Below are 17,236 nucleotides of genomic sequence, written 5' to 3'. Positions count from 1 at the left end.
GGAACCTGGGGTTGCTCGCGCTGACGGAACGGTCAACGAATCGGCGATGCGAATGACTTGGGTTCCGGCTGCGCGGGAAGGACGTGCGTGCGGTACGTGCCATGCGCGGTACCGCTGTACTTGCCGTGCGGGCCGTGCCTGCTGGGCGGACTCGGCGGACCAAGCGGGTGTTTGTGGCGTTGACGTCACGCGGCCGCACCCGAGCAGCAATACATTCGTCCAAATGTATATAATGACGGTTCACTCCACTGATCGGCCATCATGCCGCCCGAACCTTCTTCGCACGACGTCCGCTCCGCCTTCCGGCGCGAGTTCGTTTCCCCCCATCTATGGCGCACCCGGATCGTCGTGGTCAGCATGGCCGCCATCGCCGGCCTGGTCGTCGTGGCCTTCACCTGGCTCGCCGAATCGGCGTTCGGACGATTCCAGCAACTGAACGACATGGCCTGGTGGGCGCCGCTGGTCTGGACGCCCCTGTGCTGCGCCGCCATCGTCTGGGTGACGCGCCGCTATGTGCGCGGCGCGGGCGGCTCGGGCATCCCGCAGGTGATGGCGGCGCTCGATCCCGCGCTCTCGGGCGGGCGCCGGCCTTTGCTCGTCTCGCTCAAGCTCAGCCTGGCCAAGATCGGCTTGACCTCGGCCGGCCTGCTCGGCGGGCTGTCGCTCGGCCGCGAAGGCCCGTCGGTGCAGATCGCGGCCGGCGTGATGCTGTCCGCGCGGCGCTGGCTGCCCCGGCGCAGCGGCATCAGCGCCCACTCCTTGTTGGTGGCCGGTGGCGCGGCCGGCATCGCCGCCGCCTTCAATACGCCGCTGGCGGGCATCATGTTCGCGATCGAAGAGTTGTCGCGCACGCCCGAGCAGCGCAACAGCGGCCTGATCGTCGCCGGCATCGTGCTGGCCGGCCTGATCGCCGTGTCCGTCCATGGCAACGGCCCGCATTTCGGCGTGATCCATCCCGGCCCGATCGGCCTGTCCCTGCTGTGGCCGGGGCTGTTGGCCGCCATCGTCTGCGGCTTCGCCGGCGGCCTGTTCGCGCGGGTACTGCTGGCCAGCCTGCGCGGCACCTCGCCCGACCTCCCGAGCCGCTGGCGCGCCCGCTACCCGGTGCGCTTCGCCCTCGGCTGCGGCCTGGCGGTCGCCCTCATCGGCATCGCCAGCGGCGGCGCCACCTATGGCAGCGGTAACGAGGCGACCCGCGGCCTGCTGGAAAACGAGGCCAGCGTCCCGGTCGCATTCGCCCTGTTCAAGTTCGTCGCGACCTGGCTGACCGCCTGGTCGGGCGTGCCGGCCGGGATCTTCGCACCATCGCTGTCGATCGGCGCCGCCCTGGGCCACGATATCGCCGTGCTGACCGGCTATCCGCATGCCCCGGCGCTGATCGCGCTGGGGATGGTGGGTTTCCTGGCAGCGGCGACCCAGGCGCCGCTGACCGCCTTCATCATCGTCATGGAAATGGTCGACGGCCACGGCATGGTGTTGAGCCTGATGGCGTGCGCCGTCGTGGCCAGCACCGTCTCGCGTGTGCTCAGTCCGCCGCTCTACGGAGCGCTGGCGGCCATCCAGCTGCCGCCACGCCCTGAGCGTCCCCCGACGCCCGACGCGCGGCCTGGCTCACCTCTTGGCTCGCCTCTTGGCTGATTGTCAATCGATTACGTTATAATGGCCGCAGGGTGATCATGCAATCACGCATGACAGGATTTGCGCTGGTCGGGCCGCCACGCGGGCCAGATCGCGACTTCCATGAAACACATCCACCATCCATCCTGCTCGACGACATTCACTCGGCTTCGCCAGCGCCGCCATGTTTGCCGGCGCGCCCGCGCCCCTGCGCCATGCACCGGAGCGCGGCGCTAGCATTTTTCCAGCGCCATGCAGCCGTGCGCCGGGTCCAGCACTTACACTCAACACACCCCGGAGTCCTCGCATGAGGCCCAGGCAATTATGGAGATTCACGATGCGCATCGAGAAGCGCCTGTCAGACACGTTCAAGGAATTCGCCGCCTCCGGCAAAGCCGGCGGCATCATCCTGATCCTGTGCACCATCCTGTCCCTGATGATCGCCAACTCGGCCTGGGGCGCATCCTACCTCGCGTTCTGGCACATCGACCTGGCCGGGCTGAGCGTGGAGCTATGGATCAACGACGCCCTGATGGCGGTCTTCTTCCTGCTGATCGGCCTGGAGCTGCAGCGCGAGCTGCGTAACGGTGAACTGTCCGACTTGCGCAACGCCCTGCTGCCGATCATCGCCGCCGCCGGCGGCATCATCGTCCCGGCGCTGATCCACTTCACGCTTAACGGCGGCACGCCGACCCAGCCCGGCATGGGCATTCCGATGGCGACCGACATCGCCTTCGCGCTGGGCGTGCTGTCGCTGCTGGGCAGCCGGGTGCCGGCTTCGCTCAAGATCTTCCTGACCGCGCTGGCGGTGATGGACGACCTGGGCGCGATCATCGTCATCGCCGTGTTCTATACGGCGCAGCTGTCGGTCGCCTACCTGGCCGGCGCGCTGGGCATGTTCGCCTTCCTGCTCCTGCTGAACCGCGGCCTGAAGGTGATCAAGCTGTGGCCCTATTTGCTGGGCGGCGCACTGATGTGGTTCCTGATGCTCAAGTCGGGCGTGCACGCAACCATCGCCGGCGTGCTGCTGGCCTTCACCATCCCCTATTCGCACCAGCAGGACGACGGCGTCTCGCCGGCCCACCGCATGGAACACGTGCTGCACAAGCCGGTGGCCTTCCTGATCCTGCCGATCTTTGCCCTGGCCAATACCGGCATCGTGATCGGCGCCGGCTGGGCCGGAGAACTGCTGTCGTCGAACAGCCTGGGCATCCTGCTCGGCCTGGTGGCCGGCAAACCGGTGGGCATCTTCCTGTTCACCTTCACCGCGGTCGCCATCGGCGTCTGCCGGCTGCCGCTGGACCTGGCCTGGCGCCACGTGCTGGGCGCCGGCCTGCTGGGCGGCATCGGCTTCACCATGTCGATCTTCATCACCAACCTGGCCTTCGTCGGCCATGCCGACATCATCAACGCCTCGAAGATGGCGATCCTGAGCGCCTCGCTCGCGGCCGGCATCCTGGGCTTTACGTGGCTCAAGCTGTTCGGCGCGCCGGCGGAAGGCGACACCGATCCGGACACCATGGATTTCGATGACGGCCAGCCGAACCCGGGAGCCGCCGGCGCGCGATGAACAACATCCTGCAACCGGCGCGGGTCGTCGTCCTGCTGTTCGCGCTGGCGATCCTGGCCGGGACCATCGTGCTGATGCTGCCGGCCGCGCGCGCCGGCGGCGGCGCCGCGCCGCTGATGGTCGCCTTTTTCACGTCGGTGTCGGCGATCTGCGTCAACGGCCTGGTGGTGGTCGACACCGGCACCTACTGGTCGGGCTTCGGGCAGGCGACGATCATGGTGCTGTTCCAGCTCGGCGGCTTCGGCATGATGACCGCCGCCACCCTGCTCGGCCTGATGGTCAACCGTTCCTCGCGCCTGCGCACGCGCCTGATCACGCAGACCGAGACCCGCTCGCTGGGCATGGGCGACATCGCCAGCGTGGCGCGCGTGGTGCTGGGGGTGACGGTGGTGCTGCAGGTGGCGATTGCCGCGATCCTGCTGGCGCGGCTGGTATTCGGTTATGACCTGGCCTGGCGCGACGCCGCCTGGAGCGCCGTGTTCCACGCCGTCTCGGCGTTCAATAACGCCGGCTTCTCGCTGCACGCCGACAGCCTGACGCGCTACGCGGGCGACGCCCTGGTGCTGGCGCCGGTCATGGTGGCGATCTTGGTCGGCGGCATCGGCTTCCCGGTGCTGCACGACCTGCGGCACCGCCTGCGCGACCCGCGCCACTGGTCGCTGCACACCAAGCTGACGCTGGTGGGCAGCCTGGCGCTGCTGGCCGGCGGCTCCGTCGCCATCCTGCTGTTCGAATGGAACAACGCCGCGACGCTGGGCCCGCTGTCGGTCGCCGACAAGCTGTTGAACAGCATGTTCATCTCGGTCGCGGCGCGCACCGCCGGCTTCAACACGGTCGATTTCGCGGCGCTGGCGCCGGAAAGCTGGGCCCTGCACTATATGCTGATGTTCATCGGCGGCGGCAGCGCGGGCACCGCGGGCGGCGTCAAGGTGGGCACGGTCATGATCCTGGTCATGCTGGTGATCGCCGAGGCGCGCGGCCACACCGACACCGAGGCCTTCGGCCGGCGCGTCGCCGCCTCGGCCCAGCGCCAGGCGGTGACGGTGCTGGTGCTGGGCAGCGTGATCGTGGCCTTCGGCACCGTCCTGCTGCTGGGCATCTCGCACCTGCCGACCGACCAGATCATCTTCGAGGTCATCGCGGCGTTCGGCAGCACGGGCCTGTCGACCGGCATCACGGCCCAGTTGCCGGTGGCCGGCCAGCTGGTGCTGACCGCACTCATGTTCATCGGCCGCGTCGGCACGATCACCCTGGCGACCTCGCTGGTGCTGGGCGAGCGGCGCATGCCATACCGTTATCCGGAGGACCATCCAATTGTTGGGTAGAATTTTCACAGAACAGTTCGCCTTCTCGGCGGGCGACAGCGTGGTCGTGATCGGCCTGGGGCGCTTCGGCGGCGCGGTGGCGCAATCGCTGATGCGCCTGGGCCACGACGTCATGGGCATCGACCAGCGCGAAGACCTGGTGCAGCTCTGGAGCGAACGGCTGACGCACGCGGTGCAGGCCGATTCGACCAACGAGAACGTCATGCTGCAGCTGGGCGTGCCCGATTTCTCGCATGCGATCGTGGCGATCGGCTCCGACCTGGCGGCCAGCCTGATGACGCTGATGGTGCTGACCGAACTGGGCATCAAGGACATCTGGGTCAAGGCCATGACGCCCGAGCACGGCCAGATCGCCCAGCGCATCGGCGCCCATCACGTGGTGTATCCGGAAGCCGACATGGGCGCGCGCGTGGCCCACCTGATCACCGGGCGGATGATGGATTTCATCGAGTTCGAGGACGGCTTTGCGATCGCCAAGATCAACGCGCCGGTGGAGACGCACCATATCACCCTGGCCGAAGCGCATGTACGCTCGCGCTTCGGCGTGACGGTAGTGGGGATCAAGCGGGTGAACGAGGATTTCGAGCACGCGCTGCCGGAAACGCGGATCCTGCCGGCGGATCTCTTGATCGTATCGGGGCCGACCAAGAAGATCGAGTTGTTTGCAGGTGGGGAGAAGAAGGGGCGCAAGCGCTAGCCGTCACCTCCGATAATCGACGATTTTCTGGGAATCGGGCGACGTGGTCGCCTTCACTCTGTTCTAGTGCGCCGTGACTGGCTGCCCGCCTGGTCGGGCGTGCCGCCGGCTTTCGCTCTGTCGCTGTCGATCGGCGATGCTTCGCACCTGACGTCGCGCTGCTGACAGGCCGTCCGCATGCACCCGCACTAACCGCGCCAGAGATCGCGGGTTTCTGGCGGCTGCAGCACAGGCGCCACGAACCGCATTGATCATCGTGAAATATCGATGGCCGCAACACGATGCTGAGCCTAATGGCGTATGCGGCGGTGACGAGCACCTTGTCACGGGTAGTCAGTCCGGCGTTACGCAGTGCGCTGGCAGCGGCCGCCGAGGGGAAAGCTCGAAGTGAGCGTGGGATTAATTTTATCTATATATCAATCTAAATACCTTTGCTTCATTAATATTGTTCAGTATGTAATTTTGCAACGCAGATACCAATGTTTGTCACAGTTCACAATTGAGGTGCAACATTGCAAAGATGTGAACCATTGTTGCGGTGAAGCAGAGTTATCGAAAAACTGGAGGATTTAGTTGTAAATTTGGTCGCCGAAGCGATGCGCGATATTTCGATAACGCAATTCTTTGGGTATACTCATGCTCAGTATCGAAGATTTTTGTGTCATTCCTGCGTAAATACAACGCACATCGTTGACACAAATTTTGACTATGAAACAATTTGTGAGTTTTGTCGGAGAGTGTCCGTGTAGAATCACTGCAATTGCGCACTGCATCACGAAATCTCTGTGACTCAGTGGTTCAAGTATGCCGACCGTGTTTGATAACGCTCTCAACTTGACCCAAGGCAATGACAGCGAGCCTCATACCACTCTTTGATTTGCACCCTACTCCCGACATTGTGCTACGTCGGGCTAGTCCCTAGTCACAATATGTCTGTGAAATTTATGGTGCGCAAGTAAGGTCTACAAGCAGCGCTTGTGCACCTGGAGCGTCCGGTCATGCCGGGAAATTTTGATCCTTTTAGGAGTTATTAATGTACGAAAGCAACGCCCAAGCAGTTGGCGACGCGCTGCAAGCAGCGTCAACCGCGGTGTTCACCGATGATGTGATCGATCAGATCCTGTCGCTGGTGTCCACTTCGACCGATACCGAAGTCGTGGTCGACACCGTCACCGCTACCAACAACGGCACGATCGTAGCGCCAGCCGGCACCGAAGTCCTGTTCGTCAATGTGGCTAGCTCCGGCGGCACCACGGTTAATGTGACGGGCGATGCCCCTGTCATCATGTTCCAGGGCGCAGGCGGTGTGGATGCCACGATCGGTAATGCCTCGACTGCTGAAGGTGGTTCTTCGGCTGCGACCATCCCAGGCGACGAGATCGAACGCTTCGTCGTTGGCACCGCAGCTGCTGACACCCTGACCATCGCCGATGGCAAGAACACCCAGATCATCGCTGGCGACGGCGACGAGATCAACGCGGGTACCGGCCACACGGTCGTGATCGCGGCACAGGGCGACAGCGTTGTCAACGGCGGTGGCAACACCGTGGTGCACGCAGCCGGTAACGAAGAAGACTTCGCCATCAGCGTGGCAGGTGGTGTCGCAACCATCACCAACGCAACGACGGGCGTGTCGGTTGCACTGACCGATGTGAACCTGGTCGAGCTGGACGACGGCGATGCGCTGGTGTTCGCTGACAACGAAGACGAAGCAGCCGTGGCGAACCTGTACCACGCCGTGTTCGGCCGTAACGCTGACTACAGCGGCCTGGACTTCTGGTACGATCGCGTCGAAGAAGGCATCTCGCTGGAACGCATCGCACAGGGCTTCCTGGATTCGGCAGAGTACACTGGTGAGACACAGACCGACGCGCAGTTCCTGGACGCGCTGTACGACAACCTGCTGGACCGCGACGGCGATGCACTCGGCACCGCCTTCTGGCTCAACCAGCTGGAAGACGGCGTGTCGCGTGCCGACGTTCTGGTTGCCTTCGCTGAAGCGTCGGTGGCTGGCGACGAGGTGGATGTTGTTGGCACGGTCACGATCATCGATCCGACCGCGTAATTTGTAGAGCTATGCAACACCCAAAAGGGGGCCCTGCCCCCTTTTTCCTCTCTACGTGCACGTCCCGCTTGCGGGACGATGCACTTCTGACGCGAGCCGTGGAATTGTTCAAGGCTGGACAGCACGCCGATGCGCTGCTGGCCGCCGAGTACGTCTGCCGCCGCTTGCCCATGAACCGAATTCCAGCCATCTTGCGCGCCAAGATCCTGCAGACGGCCTATCCCTTTATGGCCGCTCGAGCTTGGTATGCCGCATGGATGAGCGAACCTGAAAACCCGCTGTTGCAGGACATCATGCTGCAGACTTGGCTGAAAGATGGCGGCCGCGCCGACGTCGCCAGCCTGGGTCCAGCTTTCCTTCCCACACGCTGCCGCACCGGCCAGCATGAGAGCCTGTTGCCGACCTTGCGTGCCGCGGGCATTACGCACACTGGCGCCTGCTGGAAAAACGGCGACGCCATTGAGACGATGATTTTCCTCGGCCACAGCAATTCGGCGCAACGTGCGACCCTGCTTCTCTCCGACGAGACAAGCGAGTACCAGTTCGAAGTGCCTGGCGACGGTAGCCGAGCGCGCCTGACGCCGCCACGGCCTGGCGCCGTATGGTCGATCACCTTGTTGCAACCCGATGGACGACGCCAGCTACTGCCTGGCTCGCCGCTGGCGTTCTATGAAACGCCAACCATTCGCACTAATGCCGCGCCATCTGCCAGCGATATGGAAACGAAAGCGCGTCCGGTGTCAGTCGTGATACCGGTCTACCGCGAGCTCGCCCTGGTGCGCGCTTGTATCGAGAGCGTGAAGACTAGCTTGCCTCTCAACCATACCCCGGCGCAGATCGTGGTGGTGGACGACTGCAGCCCGGAACCGGCCTTGTCGGCCTGGCTCGACAAACAGGCTGCCGCTGGCCATATCACCCTATTGCGCAATACATGTAATCTCGGCTTCATTGAAACAGTCAATCGCGGCATGCGCATGTTCGCTGACCATGATGTGCTGTTGCTCAATGCCGATACGCAGGTGCACGGCGACTGGATCGACCGCCTGGCGCGCGCGCTTTACGCCACGCCCGATGTCGCCTCGGTGACGCCATGGACCAACAACGGTGAGATCAGCAGCTTCCCTGTGATCACTCAGGCGGCCCCTGCGCCGGACACGCGTGAACTCGCCGTGCTCGACCAGGTTGCGGCCGAGGTGCGCGCCGCCCCGGGTGGCGCTGATATTGAACTGCCATCCTGCTGCGGCTTCACGATGTTGATCCGACGCACCGTGCTCGACGGCATCGGCATGCTCGACGGCACTGCCCTGATCCGCGGCTACAGCGAAGAAGTCGACTGGTGCATGCGTGCCCGCGCGGCCGGCTGGCGCCACCTGCAGGCAACCGGCGTGTTTGTCGCTCACGAAGGCACCGTGTCGTTCCGTGCCGAAAAAACCCTGCGCGTGGCCCAGAACCGCGGCGTGGTAGTGGCGCGCTATCCCGATTACTACACAACGTTCACCAGCTTCGTGCGTAGCGACCCACTGTCCGGTGCGCGTGAACGTTTGCGCGATGCATTGGCAGAATCGCGGGCGGCTGCCTGGCTGCGCAAGGCCGACGCCGCGCAGCCAACGGCCGCCCTGCCCGCGACGGTGGCGAAAAAGCCGTTGCCGGCATCCCTGCCTGCGCTACCCTCGGCGTTCCAGCGCATTGCCGTCTGGCGCCATGATTCGCTGTCTTCAGCCGCACCCAAAATACTGGCGCTAGCGCGCATGGTCGCCAGCCGACCGCAACTGCGCTTGCGCTTGCTGGTCATCGGCGACGCCGGCGATGCGCTGTTGCACACCGGAGTCGTCGACCACGTGCCGGCGCTGCAGGGTGACGCCATGCCGCTGCTGGATGACGTGCGCCTGCTCCAGTCCGCCGGCTGCCGCGCCGTGCTCACGGATAAACCTGCGGGACTGCCTTCCAAGTTGCGCCCCGTGTTACTCGACGATGGCTTCGACGCCGCTGCCTGGCTTAACGACTGGCATATTCGCAATACAAGCCCAAAGGCTGCCTGATACCTGTTCTCCTGAATGAAAAACGAATCCGAAATCCTTGATGAGGCGACTGTTGGCGCCACGCATTGGCATGGCGCGCTCGATGGCATCTATAAACAGCTGGTGTACGGTTGGGCCTTCGATTGCACGCGCCCCGATGCTCGCGTAATCGTCGAGATTTGCCGCGACGATGTGCCGTTTGCCTGCATCCTGGCCGATGTTGCGCGCACCGACCTCGCTGCCAAGCTCGACGCGTTAGGCGCTCCTGACCTGTGCCATGGTTTTGTGGCGGATCTTGGGGGGCTCAAGGCCTCGTCCGGCGGCGTTATTTCGGCACGCGTGGCGAACACTGCGGTGACGCTGACGGGGAGCCTCCGGCTGGACGAATCAAAGGAGCCGCCCGCAGCCGCCCTTAATACCGTCGTGGGGGATGGCGGCCTGCGCCTGCATGGCTGGGCGATCGACCCCGCCGACCAGAAACGAACCGTAACGGTGCGCGCCTTCGTCGGCAATGAGATGGTGGCGCAAGCTGTCGCCAACATCATTCATCCCTCGATGCGCGGCTATGTCGATGGGGCCCACGGTTTCGACCTGGCCCTGCCGCCGACGCTGGCCGATGGACGCGTGCACAGCGTGCGCGTAGTCGACGAGGACGGTCGACCGCTAAACGGCAGTCCGCTCACCGTGTGCTGCGCGCTCGACGGTCTGGCGGGACTGCTGCCGACCGACAGCGACCAACTGTTGGTGGATGTCGCCGACATCTACCAGCGTCATCTGCCGCGTAGCCTAGCGATGTCCGCCTGGCCGCAATGGTCCGCTCACTTCGACAGCCAGGGCCCGGCCGTATTGCCAACACTGAGCATCGCCGTGATCGTGACCGGCGGGGATACCGCACCTGCTGCGCTGGAACGCACGCTCGCCAGTGTGCGAGACCAGCAAGGAATGACCGCTAACACCTTCTCAGGCGCGTCCTTCCCGGCTTTGTTGGCGCAGGCGCTCGCTTCGGGCTGCGACGTCGTGTGTTGCGTTCGTACTGGCGACACCCTTGCGCCGCACGCCCTGGCCTACGCGCTCGAAGGCTTTGCGCTGCCAGGTGCGCAACTGGTCTATACCGACAGTGAAGCAAACGGGCGCCCCTGGTTCAAGCCGGCCTGGAACCCCGACTACGCGCTGGCCAGCGATTACCCGCTCGACCTCCTGCTAGTGCGCGCAACAGTGGCCCAAGGCTTACCTGAGGCACAGAACGCTTCGGAATTCGCTTGGTCGGCGTTAGCCGTCGCTTGGCAGGAGGGAGCAAACAGCATCGTTCACGTACCACGCGTGCTGCTGCAGGTGACCTCGGCACCGGATAGTAACGAACGCGTCGCGCGCTTAACTGCTGCCTCACGCGCCGTCGCAACAATATGGCCAAACGCTGTACTGGAAGAACTAGAGGGAGTCCCCGTCGGCAGCGCGTATGCGGCGCGTCGAGTTCGTCATCCACTACCAGCCGGTGCACATGATCTGACTATCAGCCTAATCATTCCAACGCGTGACCGGGTAGACTTGTTGCAGCGCTGCATTGACACCATTCTTCACTATACCGACTGGCCGAAACTCGAGATCGTCGTGATCGACAATGGCTCGGTCGAAGAAGTCACGCATACTTATTTTACAGAGATCGCTGGAAAAGGCGTGCGCGTGCTGCCGATGCCCGGTCCCTTCAACTACGCAGATCTGAACAACCGAGCGATCGCCCAAGCAAGCGGCGATATTATCGGCCTGATCAATAACGACATTGAAGTGTTGCATGCCGGCTGGCTTGACGAAATCGTTGCCCAACTATTGCGTCCTGACGTTGGCGCCGTCGGCGCAAAGTTGCTCTGGCCGAACGGCATGGTACAACACGGCGGCGTGCTGCTGGGCGTCGGCAACATCGCTGGACATTTCGGCAATCGCTTGGCTGACGCCGATTGGGGCGATCATGGACGTAACCAGTTAGTACAACAGGTGAGCGCCTGCACTGCCGCCTGTCTCTTTCTGAGAAGAGACCTTTATCTCAAGGTCGGCGGTATGGACGTCCACGCCTTCCCAGTGGCATTCAACGATGTCGACCTGTGTCTGAAAGTACGCGCATCAGGAAAAGTGATCATTTGGACGCCTTACGCCAAATTGCTACACGCGGAATCTGCCAGTCGCGGACATGAAGATACGCCACAGAAATTAGCTCGTGCGCGAAGAGAAATTGATAGTTTGCGCGATAAGTGGGGAGAAGTTTTGCTGCGGGATCCCGCGTATCATCCTAGCCTGAACCTAGACGCGGTAAGTCATTCGTTTGGCGGCCTCGCGACACCGCCAAGGATTCGTACTCCCCGGACGCCATCTTTACAAGAAAAATACCGTTAGACTGCTATATTGCCCTAAACATTCACACTTGATAAGCGGATGTCCGTATATCAAGCTACTAACGCTCAATATTTAGAATTAATTATGGAAACGCATCAGCAACCACTCATCGATACTCTTATCGCCCAAAACGCAACATTGTCAGGTCGCATAAGTCAACTCGAATCAGAAAACACTTCATTACGAATCCAGCATGCCGGCTTCGAGCGATACTTTAATGAGCATCGTCGAGACATTTATCGTCGCAATCGAATAGCACTCTACGGTGTCCTTGGTGAGGAACCGAGTAGTCACATGGGCGACATTCTGACTCGGCGGGAAGCATTCTTGCGCCTTGTCTCAGAAATTCCAGGATGCAATAGCCTTCTTGGCCTTCATCCTCATAATGGTATGGGGAAACGTTTTCGAGTATTGCTGCTAAGTGCTGGCGGCATGGGTGACTGTCTGATTTTGACTTACCTTGCAGCGCTAGTTCGCTCTTATCTTCCAGTCGATTACCTCGCGGTCGGCTTCGAATCCAAGCAGGTTACTGATATCTTTACTGATACAGGTTTGGCGAACGCGGCAATCTCACTAACTCACGAGACTCGCGATGCCCTATTTTCAGTAACAACAGCACTCGATATTTTCGATATCGTCATTGACGTTCGATATTCCGCTGTAGCATTCTTCCCACCACAATCACGTGTACCCGCAGAATACCAGCAAATGGTCAGAAGCTTCAGCGAGCCTTGGTTTAAGTATAATCTCTTTGATTGGCCCCATATGAATCACCATTTCGCCAAGGTGGCTATAGAATCAAAGCTTACGGCGTACTCGCTGTTTCCTCACTCGCTCGCGTTGGGCGATGTGGCTATGAAACCAGTCATGGACATCGAACCAGTTTCATCGAGCGCCATCGACAAGCTCCTTGCTTTTAAAAAACCCATTGTTTGCCTAGGAATTGGGAGCGACGCAAAGATGTCCGGCGATAAGGGATTGTCAACGAAGACAATTCCAATGGCAACAGTTGAAGCTGCAACCGTCTTACTTAATGAACTAGGTTACTGTACTGTCCAGCTTGGCATGACGCATGAACCAGTAATTACAAATGCCACTGTGGACTTGCGCGGGGTTCTAGCAATTCGCGAATCCGCTGCGATTCTGAAGCTTGCGGTGTGCTTTGTTGGTGTGGAAGGTGGACTAGTTCACATGGCGAAAGCGGTTGGTACACCCTCAGTCGTCTGCTTTGGCCCGACCCCCGCCAAATTCTTTGGCTATGAAGATAATATAAATATCAGCAATAACCAATGCACGCCATGTTGGTGGACTACGCGCGAATGGATGACCCGTTGTGTTTCCACCACGGCGCAACTCGGATGCACGAAGATGATTGAAGCAAAGGAACTTGTTGATGGTGTAAAAGCACTACATACAAGGCACTTACGGCCAATAGAAATTATTTTGATGTCAGCAGGTGAATTTTCTCCGGCATCTACATTAGTTGAACCGATCCCTTCAATGGCTGACATTTATCCTGATGTTATCAGCGATATCCAGACAGATGGGTTGGTCAACTGTTATATCGATCGTCATGAAAAACATGGTGTTATTGTACTAAAGAGAAACAACGTGCCGCATCGCTTGACTATCAACGAAAACGTCTTCGTTGACAGCAGACATATATCGGCGATGGCGCTTAAATCGTTGAATATTACAAATATTCTTGATTGCAATCATCAAAATTCAATATGCGTGGCTGCGGTTGACAATGACCAGATCAATGCGTTAGATGCACTCGATGCTGAAGCAGCGCGTCTAGCGTTAGCTGCAGCATTTACTGCCAAGGGATACACTGTTAACACGGCGAAACTTAAAAAAGCAGCTTCTGGTACGCACTACTTTGTCATTGTTCGATGGGCTTTAGTATGAACACCGCAAGATTGATGGAAGACCTCACCGCAAGTTTAAACGGCCATTCTGAAAAAATTCATACGAATTATCTTGATGCTAGCGTGGCTTTGACGTGCAACCTGATCACGAATGCCATTTCGGGAGATTTGGCAGACGAGAATTTGATCGCATTTCTCGATGGGGAATTTTTAACTAATCTTCTTAAACGTCGCTTTTTAGTGTCGAGCCTCGGGCACGACATTCCATTATTATTGCAAGGCATGCACGACTTGCGAACTGACGGATCTTCGAGACCTGTCGGAGACGTCCTCAGAACCTGTTTACTTGACTTCTATCAAGGCGCACTTCCTTTAGGGCCATGGGACGACATTCTGGTCGAGAACAATCTGCGCTATGCAAATGCTTCGAACTTGCTTACAGCCATTCGGCCAGACTTAAGCGACCTAATAACAAATGATAAGCAACGTATGGCTTGGCTTATCAAGCACGGCTTCCAGGAAATACCGCTCTATCGCTCAAGCATTCGGCAGTATTTTTTAGAGGCTATCACTCACAAAGCGGTGCAACTTCAATCAGGGACCGTCGGCTTTGCGTTTGAACAGATTTCTTCATCTACACCACCACAGAACTCTGACTTATTTATTCAAGAATTAGGATTTAAGCGCTGGATAAATTTGCGTGGCGCAATGCTCATCTATAAGAAAACAGCTTTAGAAGGGCGGGTTAACGATATGCGATGGTTGCAAGGTTGTACAACGCTAGCGCTCCGCAATTCTGTACTTGGGCCACAAGGTAAGGTAACGTTATCAATTGGTGCTTTAGGTAAACCGGAAAGCTTCGTGATCACGGTTGATTCAACCGACAAAACCCAGATAAAAGAAATACGTTTTAGCGGAGTAAATTCAATATTATTCGAGTTTCGAATTCAGAGATGGGTTGATACTGTACGAATTACCATCGAATCTACTGGAAACTACATCGCAGATCTTGGAGTGGCATAAAATGTTAAAGCATGATTATTTTAATAATAATGCTAGCAGACTATTTATTAGCTTTGCCCCCAATGCTGCTGAGGGCAAATACCTATTCTATGCAGTTCGCGAAAACACGCTATCGGACTGCCTTTTCTTTAATGATCTAACAGATAGTTATTATTATGATGATTATCATAGCGTAGTGGATATTGTTAACCAAGTATGTGCAGATAAGATTTATGAAGAAATTATTCTTACAGGCTTCTCCGCCGGGGCCCTTACTGCATGCCTTGTTGCGTCACAAATCAATTTCAATGGCATTATCAACGTCTATTCTTTTTCACCTTATATCACCCTTGCAACTGAGCCTTCTAATGCACAGATTAGATTGAAAGGAAAAGATTTATCAGGATTTGATTTGCGGAAAATATCTGATAAAAAAGAGAAATTGCGTATCAGCATTTATCTATCCGTAACGTCTGTACGGGATGGGGTTCACGTACGCGATTCATTTTCGCTGACTAATAAAAATGTTCGGTCGTATTACCTTCGCACGGATCATGCCACCGATTTGATTGTTAGAGCAAATTACCCTGAGGGACTTGTGTCGCTAATTTCTGGTAAATTTTCGGTACCCTTAAAATATTTAGCAGACTCGGATGAAATTGTGAAATGCCTGATGATGGTTGATATGGGAATCTCTGAATTTCAAGAAAGAATTTCTAAGTACGCAAGAGTTGCATCGATTACCACCAACTACTCGTCGGAGTATTCCTACTGGCAATCCCGACAGCTGGCCAGGATTGGGGACGTTGATGAGGCAATCCGCTGGGGCTGGGCAGCCATTATCAAAAGCGGAGCCCATGCTCCAGCTAGCTATATCGAAACCCTCGGAAATATTGCCTACGACAATGGTCGTCCGAAGGAAGCATTACAGGCTTACTTACAGATTACAAATCCTCGTCAAAGTGTGTTAAATCGAATTGAGCTACTGCAAGGATGGGTTTCACATTAGGCCTAAATAAATATCCACATTGTATTAGTCCACTCGATTTTTATCTTTTCAAGATTAATTGTATAGTCAATCAGTATCATCTTAGTTGCCAATAATTGACGCCATGACCATGAATAGTGAAGTTTATTCATCGCTAATAACTATAGACTCGGATACTCTAGTAGTTATCTTGGCGCCGATGAACCACCCAGCTCCGCAATTGCCGCACTTTAGAAGTTCTGAAATTATCAGCGCTAATAAGCTTCTCATAAATCCGGCCAATTCCAACTTTTATTTAGACTGTCAGCTTGAGGTAACGGAACTAATCTCTTCCTCAATCTCTAAAACGCGAGCAAAAAACCTTATAATTTGCGGGAGCTCTATGGGCGGCTACGGCGCGCTGAAATTTGGCACTCAGTTTACAGAGACCAAAGCAATATTCGCATACGCGCCTGCATTTAGGTTAGACCATCCCTATTCCCGCTCTGCACTACGGATGGAGAATAGATATTTAAAGGAAGAGGTCAGTTTAGCGATTCCTTTAAAAAATTCCGCTGCCCGCATCTATGCTTTCCTCCCGTGTTACGACCACCAAGATGGAGTAAATATAATGGATGCGTTAGGAATAGAGAAAGGTAGCTCCAAGGGCTCCTTCGTCTACCTCAACTGCGAGCATGACGTCAACTCTTATCTACCTTTGCCGGAACTTGTTAATTATTTTCTAAAAAATTCACAGTTGCCAGAGGACCTTATTGCTCCTTTGAGAGCTTCAACCTACGAAATCAACATCTCAATCGCCAGTTATATGCTTTATTGTCGTGAGCATGGAATTAAAAATGAGACTGCGTATGAAGATCTTCCCATTGAACTCACCAATAATTGGAGGTATTTTTACTGGAAAGCGCGCGATTTAGCGAGACAACGTAAAAAATGGGAAAGCATTTATAACTTTATTGCAGCGATGGAACGAGGCGGACATAAGTCCAGCGATTTGCATTTCTGCCTTGGAAATTCTTACAAGGATTTGAAGCTAGCTCAATCTGCATTGGGACATTATCACGAAGCAGCAAAATTAAAACCAAACAACGCAACCATACTTAAAGCAATTCGCGAACTTCAAGGTTAGTAAAATCATGTACAAGAAATCTCTCCAAGGCCATTTAGACCTCTTTAGTAAGCTCCATCTGATCGAACCTGAATTAGATAAAGCGATCGAAATTATGGGAAATTCGCTGATATCAGAAGGTAAATTAATGTTTTGTGGCAATGGTGGTTCGGCAGCTGATAGCCAGCATCTTGCTGCAGAATTTGTAGGCCGATATATTAATGATCGGCCTCCAATCGCGGCTATGGCGCTGTCAACAGATACTTCCGCATTGACTTGCATAAGTAACGATTACGGATACGAATATGTCTTTTCTCGTCAGGTGACTTCACTTGGTCGCTCTGGAGATACGTTAATTGGCATTTCAACTTCTGGCAACTCAGCAAACGTCATCCGTGCCGTCGAAGAAGCCAAGAAAAAAGGAATACATACTATTGCTTTACTTGGGCGTGACGGTGGATCTTTGAAGAATATGGTAGACGTACCGATTGTCATTCCTTCGAATATTACTGCTCATATTCAAGAAGCACACATTTTCATTGGCCATCATTTCTGTTCCGCTTTAGAGCGGAAGCTGGGCTATTGATAAGTTA

The 17,236-nt window shown here is 57.0% G+C and carries 12 protein-coding genes; all 12 read left to right on the top strand.

The features are described from left to right. Window positions 1–261 precede the first annotated feature (261 nt). Window positions 262–1,638 (top strand): chloride channel protein, encoded by a 1,377-nt coding sequence (locus AC56KW_RS15990; RefSeq protein ID WP_497171665.1) that lies wholly within the window; start codon window positions 262–264, stop codon window positions 1,636–1,638. 316 nt (window positions 1,639–1,954) lie between these two features. Continuing rightward, complete coding sequence (gene nhaA, locus AC56KW_RS15985) at window positions 1,955–3,187, top strand: Na+/H+ antiporter NhaA (protein ID WP_497171664.1); 1,233 nt, start codon at window positions 1,955–1,957, stop codon at window positions 3,185–3,187. After that, the gene (locus AC56KW_RS15980) at window positions 3,184–4,512 is read left to right on the top strand and encodes a TrkH family potassium uptake protein (RefSeq protein ID WP_497171663.1); all 1,329 of its coding nucleotides are present in this window, start codon (window positions 3,184–3,186) and stop codon (window positions 4,510–4,512) included. The genes nhaA and AC56KW_RS15980 overlap by 4 nt, the downstream gene beginning before the upstream one ends. After that, window positions 4,505–5,209: a potassium channel family protein gene (locus tag AC56KW_RS15975; RefSeq protein ID WP_497171662.1), complete on the top strand. Its 705-nt coding sequence runs from the start codon at window positions 4,505–4,507 to the stop codon at window positions 5,207–5,209. The genes AC56KW_RS15980 and AC56KW_RS15975 overlap by 8 nt, the downstream gene beginning before the upstream one ends. Window positions 5,210–6,242: 1,033 nt before the next feature. After that, window positions 6,243–7,274 carry a DUF4214 domain-containing protein gene (locus AC56KW_RS15970; protein WP_497171661.1) on the top strand — a complete coding sequence of 344 codons (1,032 nt, stop codon included), beginning with the start codon at window positions 6,243–6,245 and terminating at the stop codon, window positions 7,272–7,274. Window positions 7,275–7,372: 98 nt separating this feature from the next. Next, the gene (locus AC56KW_RS15965; protein WP_497171660.1) at window positions 7,373–9,313 is read left to right on the top strand and encodes a glycosyltransferase family 2 protein; all 1,941 of its coding nucleotides are present in this window, start codon (window positions 7,373–7,375) and stop codon (window positions 9,311–9,313) included. A gap of 15 nt (window positions 9,314–9,328) precedes the next feature. Continuing rightward, window positions 9,329–11,677: a glycosyltransferase family 2 protein gene (locus tag AC56KW_RS15960; RefSeq protein ID WP_497171659.1), complete on the top strand. Its 2,349-nt coding sequence runs from the start codon at window positions 9,329–9,331 to the stop codon at window positions 11,675–11,677. Between the two features lie 39 nt (window positions 11,678–11,716). Then, window positions 11,717–13,588 carry a glycosyltransferase family 9 protein gene (locus AC56KW_RS15955; RefSeq protein ID WP_497171658.1) on the top strand — a complete coding sequence of 624 codons (1,872 nt, stop codon included), beginning with the start codon at window positions 11,717–11,719 and terminating at the stop codon, window positions 13,586–13,588. A gap of 14 nt (window positions 13,589–13,602) precedes the next feature. Further along, a complete protein-coding gene (locus AC56KW_RS15950; RefSeq protein WP_497171657.1) occupies window positions 13,603–14,571 on the top strand; it encodes a hypothetical protein in 969 nt (322 codons plus the stop codon). 1 nt (window position 14,572) lies between these two features. Further along, window positions 14,573–15,559, top strand: a complete 987-nt coding sequence (locus AC56KW_RS15945) for a hypothetical protein (protein ID WP_497171656.1) — start codon at window positions 14,573–14,575, stop codon at window positions 15,557–15,559. A gap of 109 nt (window positions 15,560–15,668) precedes the next feature. Continuing rightward, window positions 15,669–16,664: a YqiA/YcfP family alpha/beta fold hydrolase gene (locus AC56KW_RS15940; protein WP_497171655.1), complete on the top strand. Its 996-nt coding sequence runs from the start codon at window positions 15,669–15,671 to the stop codon at window positions 16,662–16,664. Between the two features lie 7 nt (window positions 16,665–16,671). Further along, window positions 16,672–17,229 carry a D-sedoheptulose-7-phosphate isomerase gene (locus AC56KW_RS15935; RefSeq protein WP_497171654.1) on the top strand — a complete coding sequence of 186 codons (558 nt, stop codon included), beginning with the start codon at window positions 16,672–16,674 and terminating at the stop codon, window positions 17,227–17,229. The last annotated feature ends 7 nt before the right edge of the window (window positions 17,230–17,236 follow it).

Source organism: Telluria sp. RT2P19 (genome assembly GCF_059685725.1).
The sequence above is the reverse complement of the archived record's forward strand: the minus strand, read 5'-3'. Positions and strand labels throughout refer to the sequence as shown.

Bases quoted from the DNA above. Each gene is read 5' to 3' on its own strand.
- AC56KW_RS15990 (WP_497171665.1), top strand. From the start codon at position 262: ATGCCGCCCGAACCTTCTTCGCACGACGTCCGCTCCGCCTTCCGGCGC.
- nhaA (WP_497171664.1), top strand. From the start codon at position 1,955: ATGCGCATCGAGAAGCGCCTGTCAGACACGTTCAAGGAATTCGCCGCC.
- AC56KW_RS15980 (WP_497171663.1), top strand. From the start codon at position 3,184: ATGAACAACATCCTGCAACCGGCGCGGGTCGTCGTCCTGCTGTTCGCG.
- AC56KW_RS15970 (WP_497171661.1), top strand. From the start codon at position 6,243: ATGTACGAAAGCAACGCCCAAGCAGTTGGCGACGCGCTGCAAGCAGCG.
- AC56KW_RS15960 (WP_497171659.1), top strand. From the start codon at position 9,329: ATGAAAAACGAATCCGAAATCCTTGATGAGGCGACTGTTGGCGCCACG.
- AC56KW_RS15955 (WP_497171658.1), top strand. From the start codon at position 11,717: ATGTCCGTATATCAAGCTACTAACGCTCAATATTTAGAATTAATTATG.
- AC56KW_RS15950 (WP_497171657.1), top strand. From the start codon at position 13,603: ATGGAAGACCTCACCGCAAGTTTAAACGGCCATTCTGAAAAAATTCAT.
- AC56KW_RS15945 (WP_497171656.1), top strand. From the start codon at position 14,573: ATGTTAAAGCATGATTATTTTAATAATAATGCTAGCAGACTATTTATT.
- AC56KW_RS15940 (WP_497171655.1), top strand. From the start codon at position 15,669: ATGAATAGTGAAGTTTATTCATCGCTAATAACTATAGACTCGGATACT.
- AC56KW_RS15935 (WP_497171654.1), top strand. From the start codon at position 16,672: ATGTACAAGAAATCTCTCCAAGGCCATTTAGACCTCTTTAGTAAGCTC.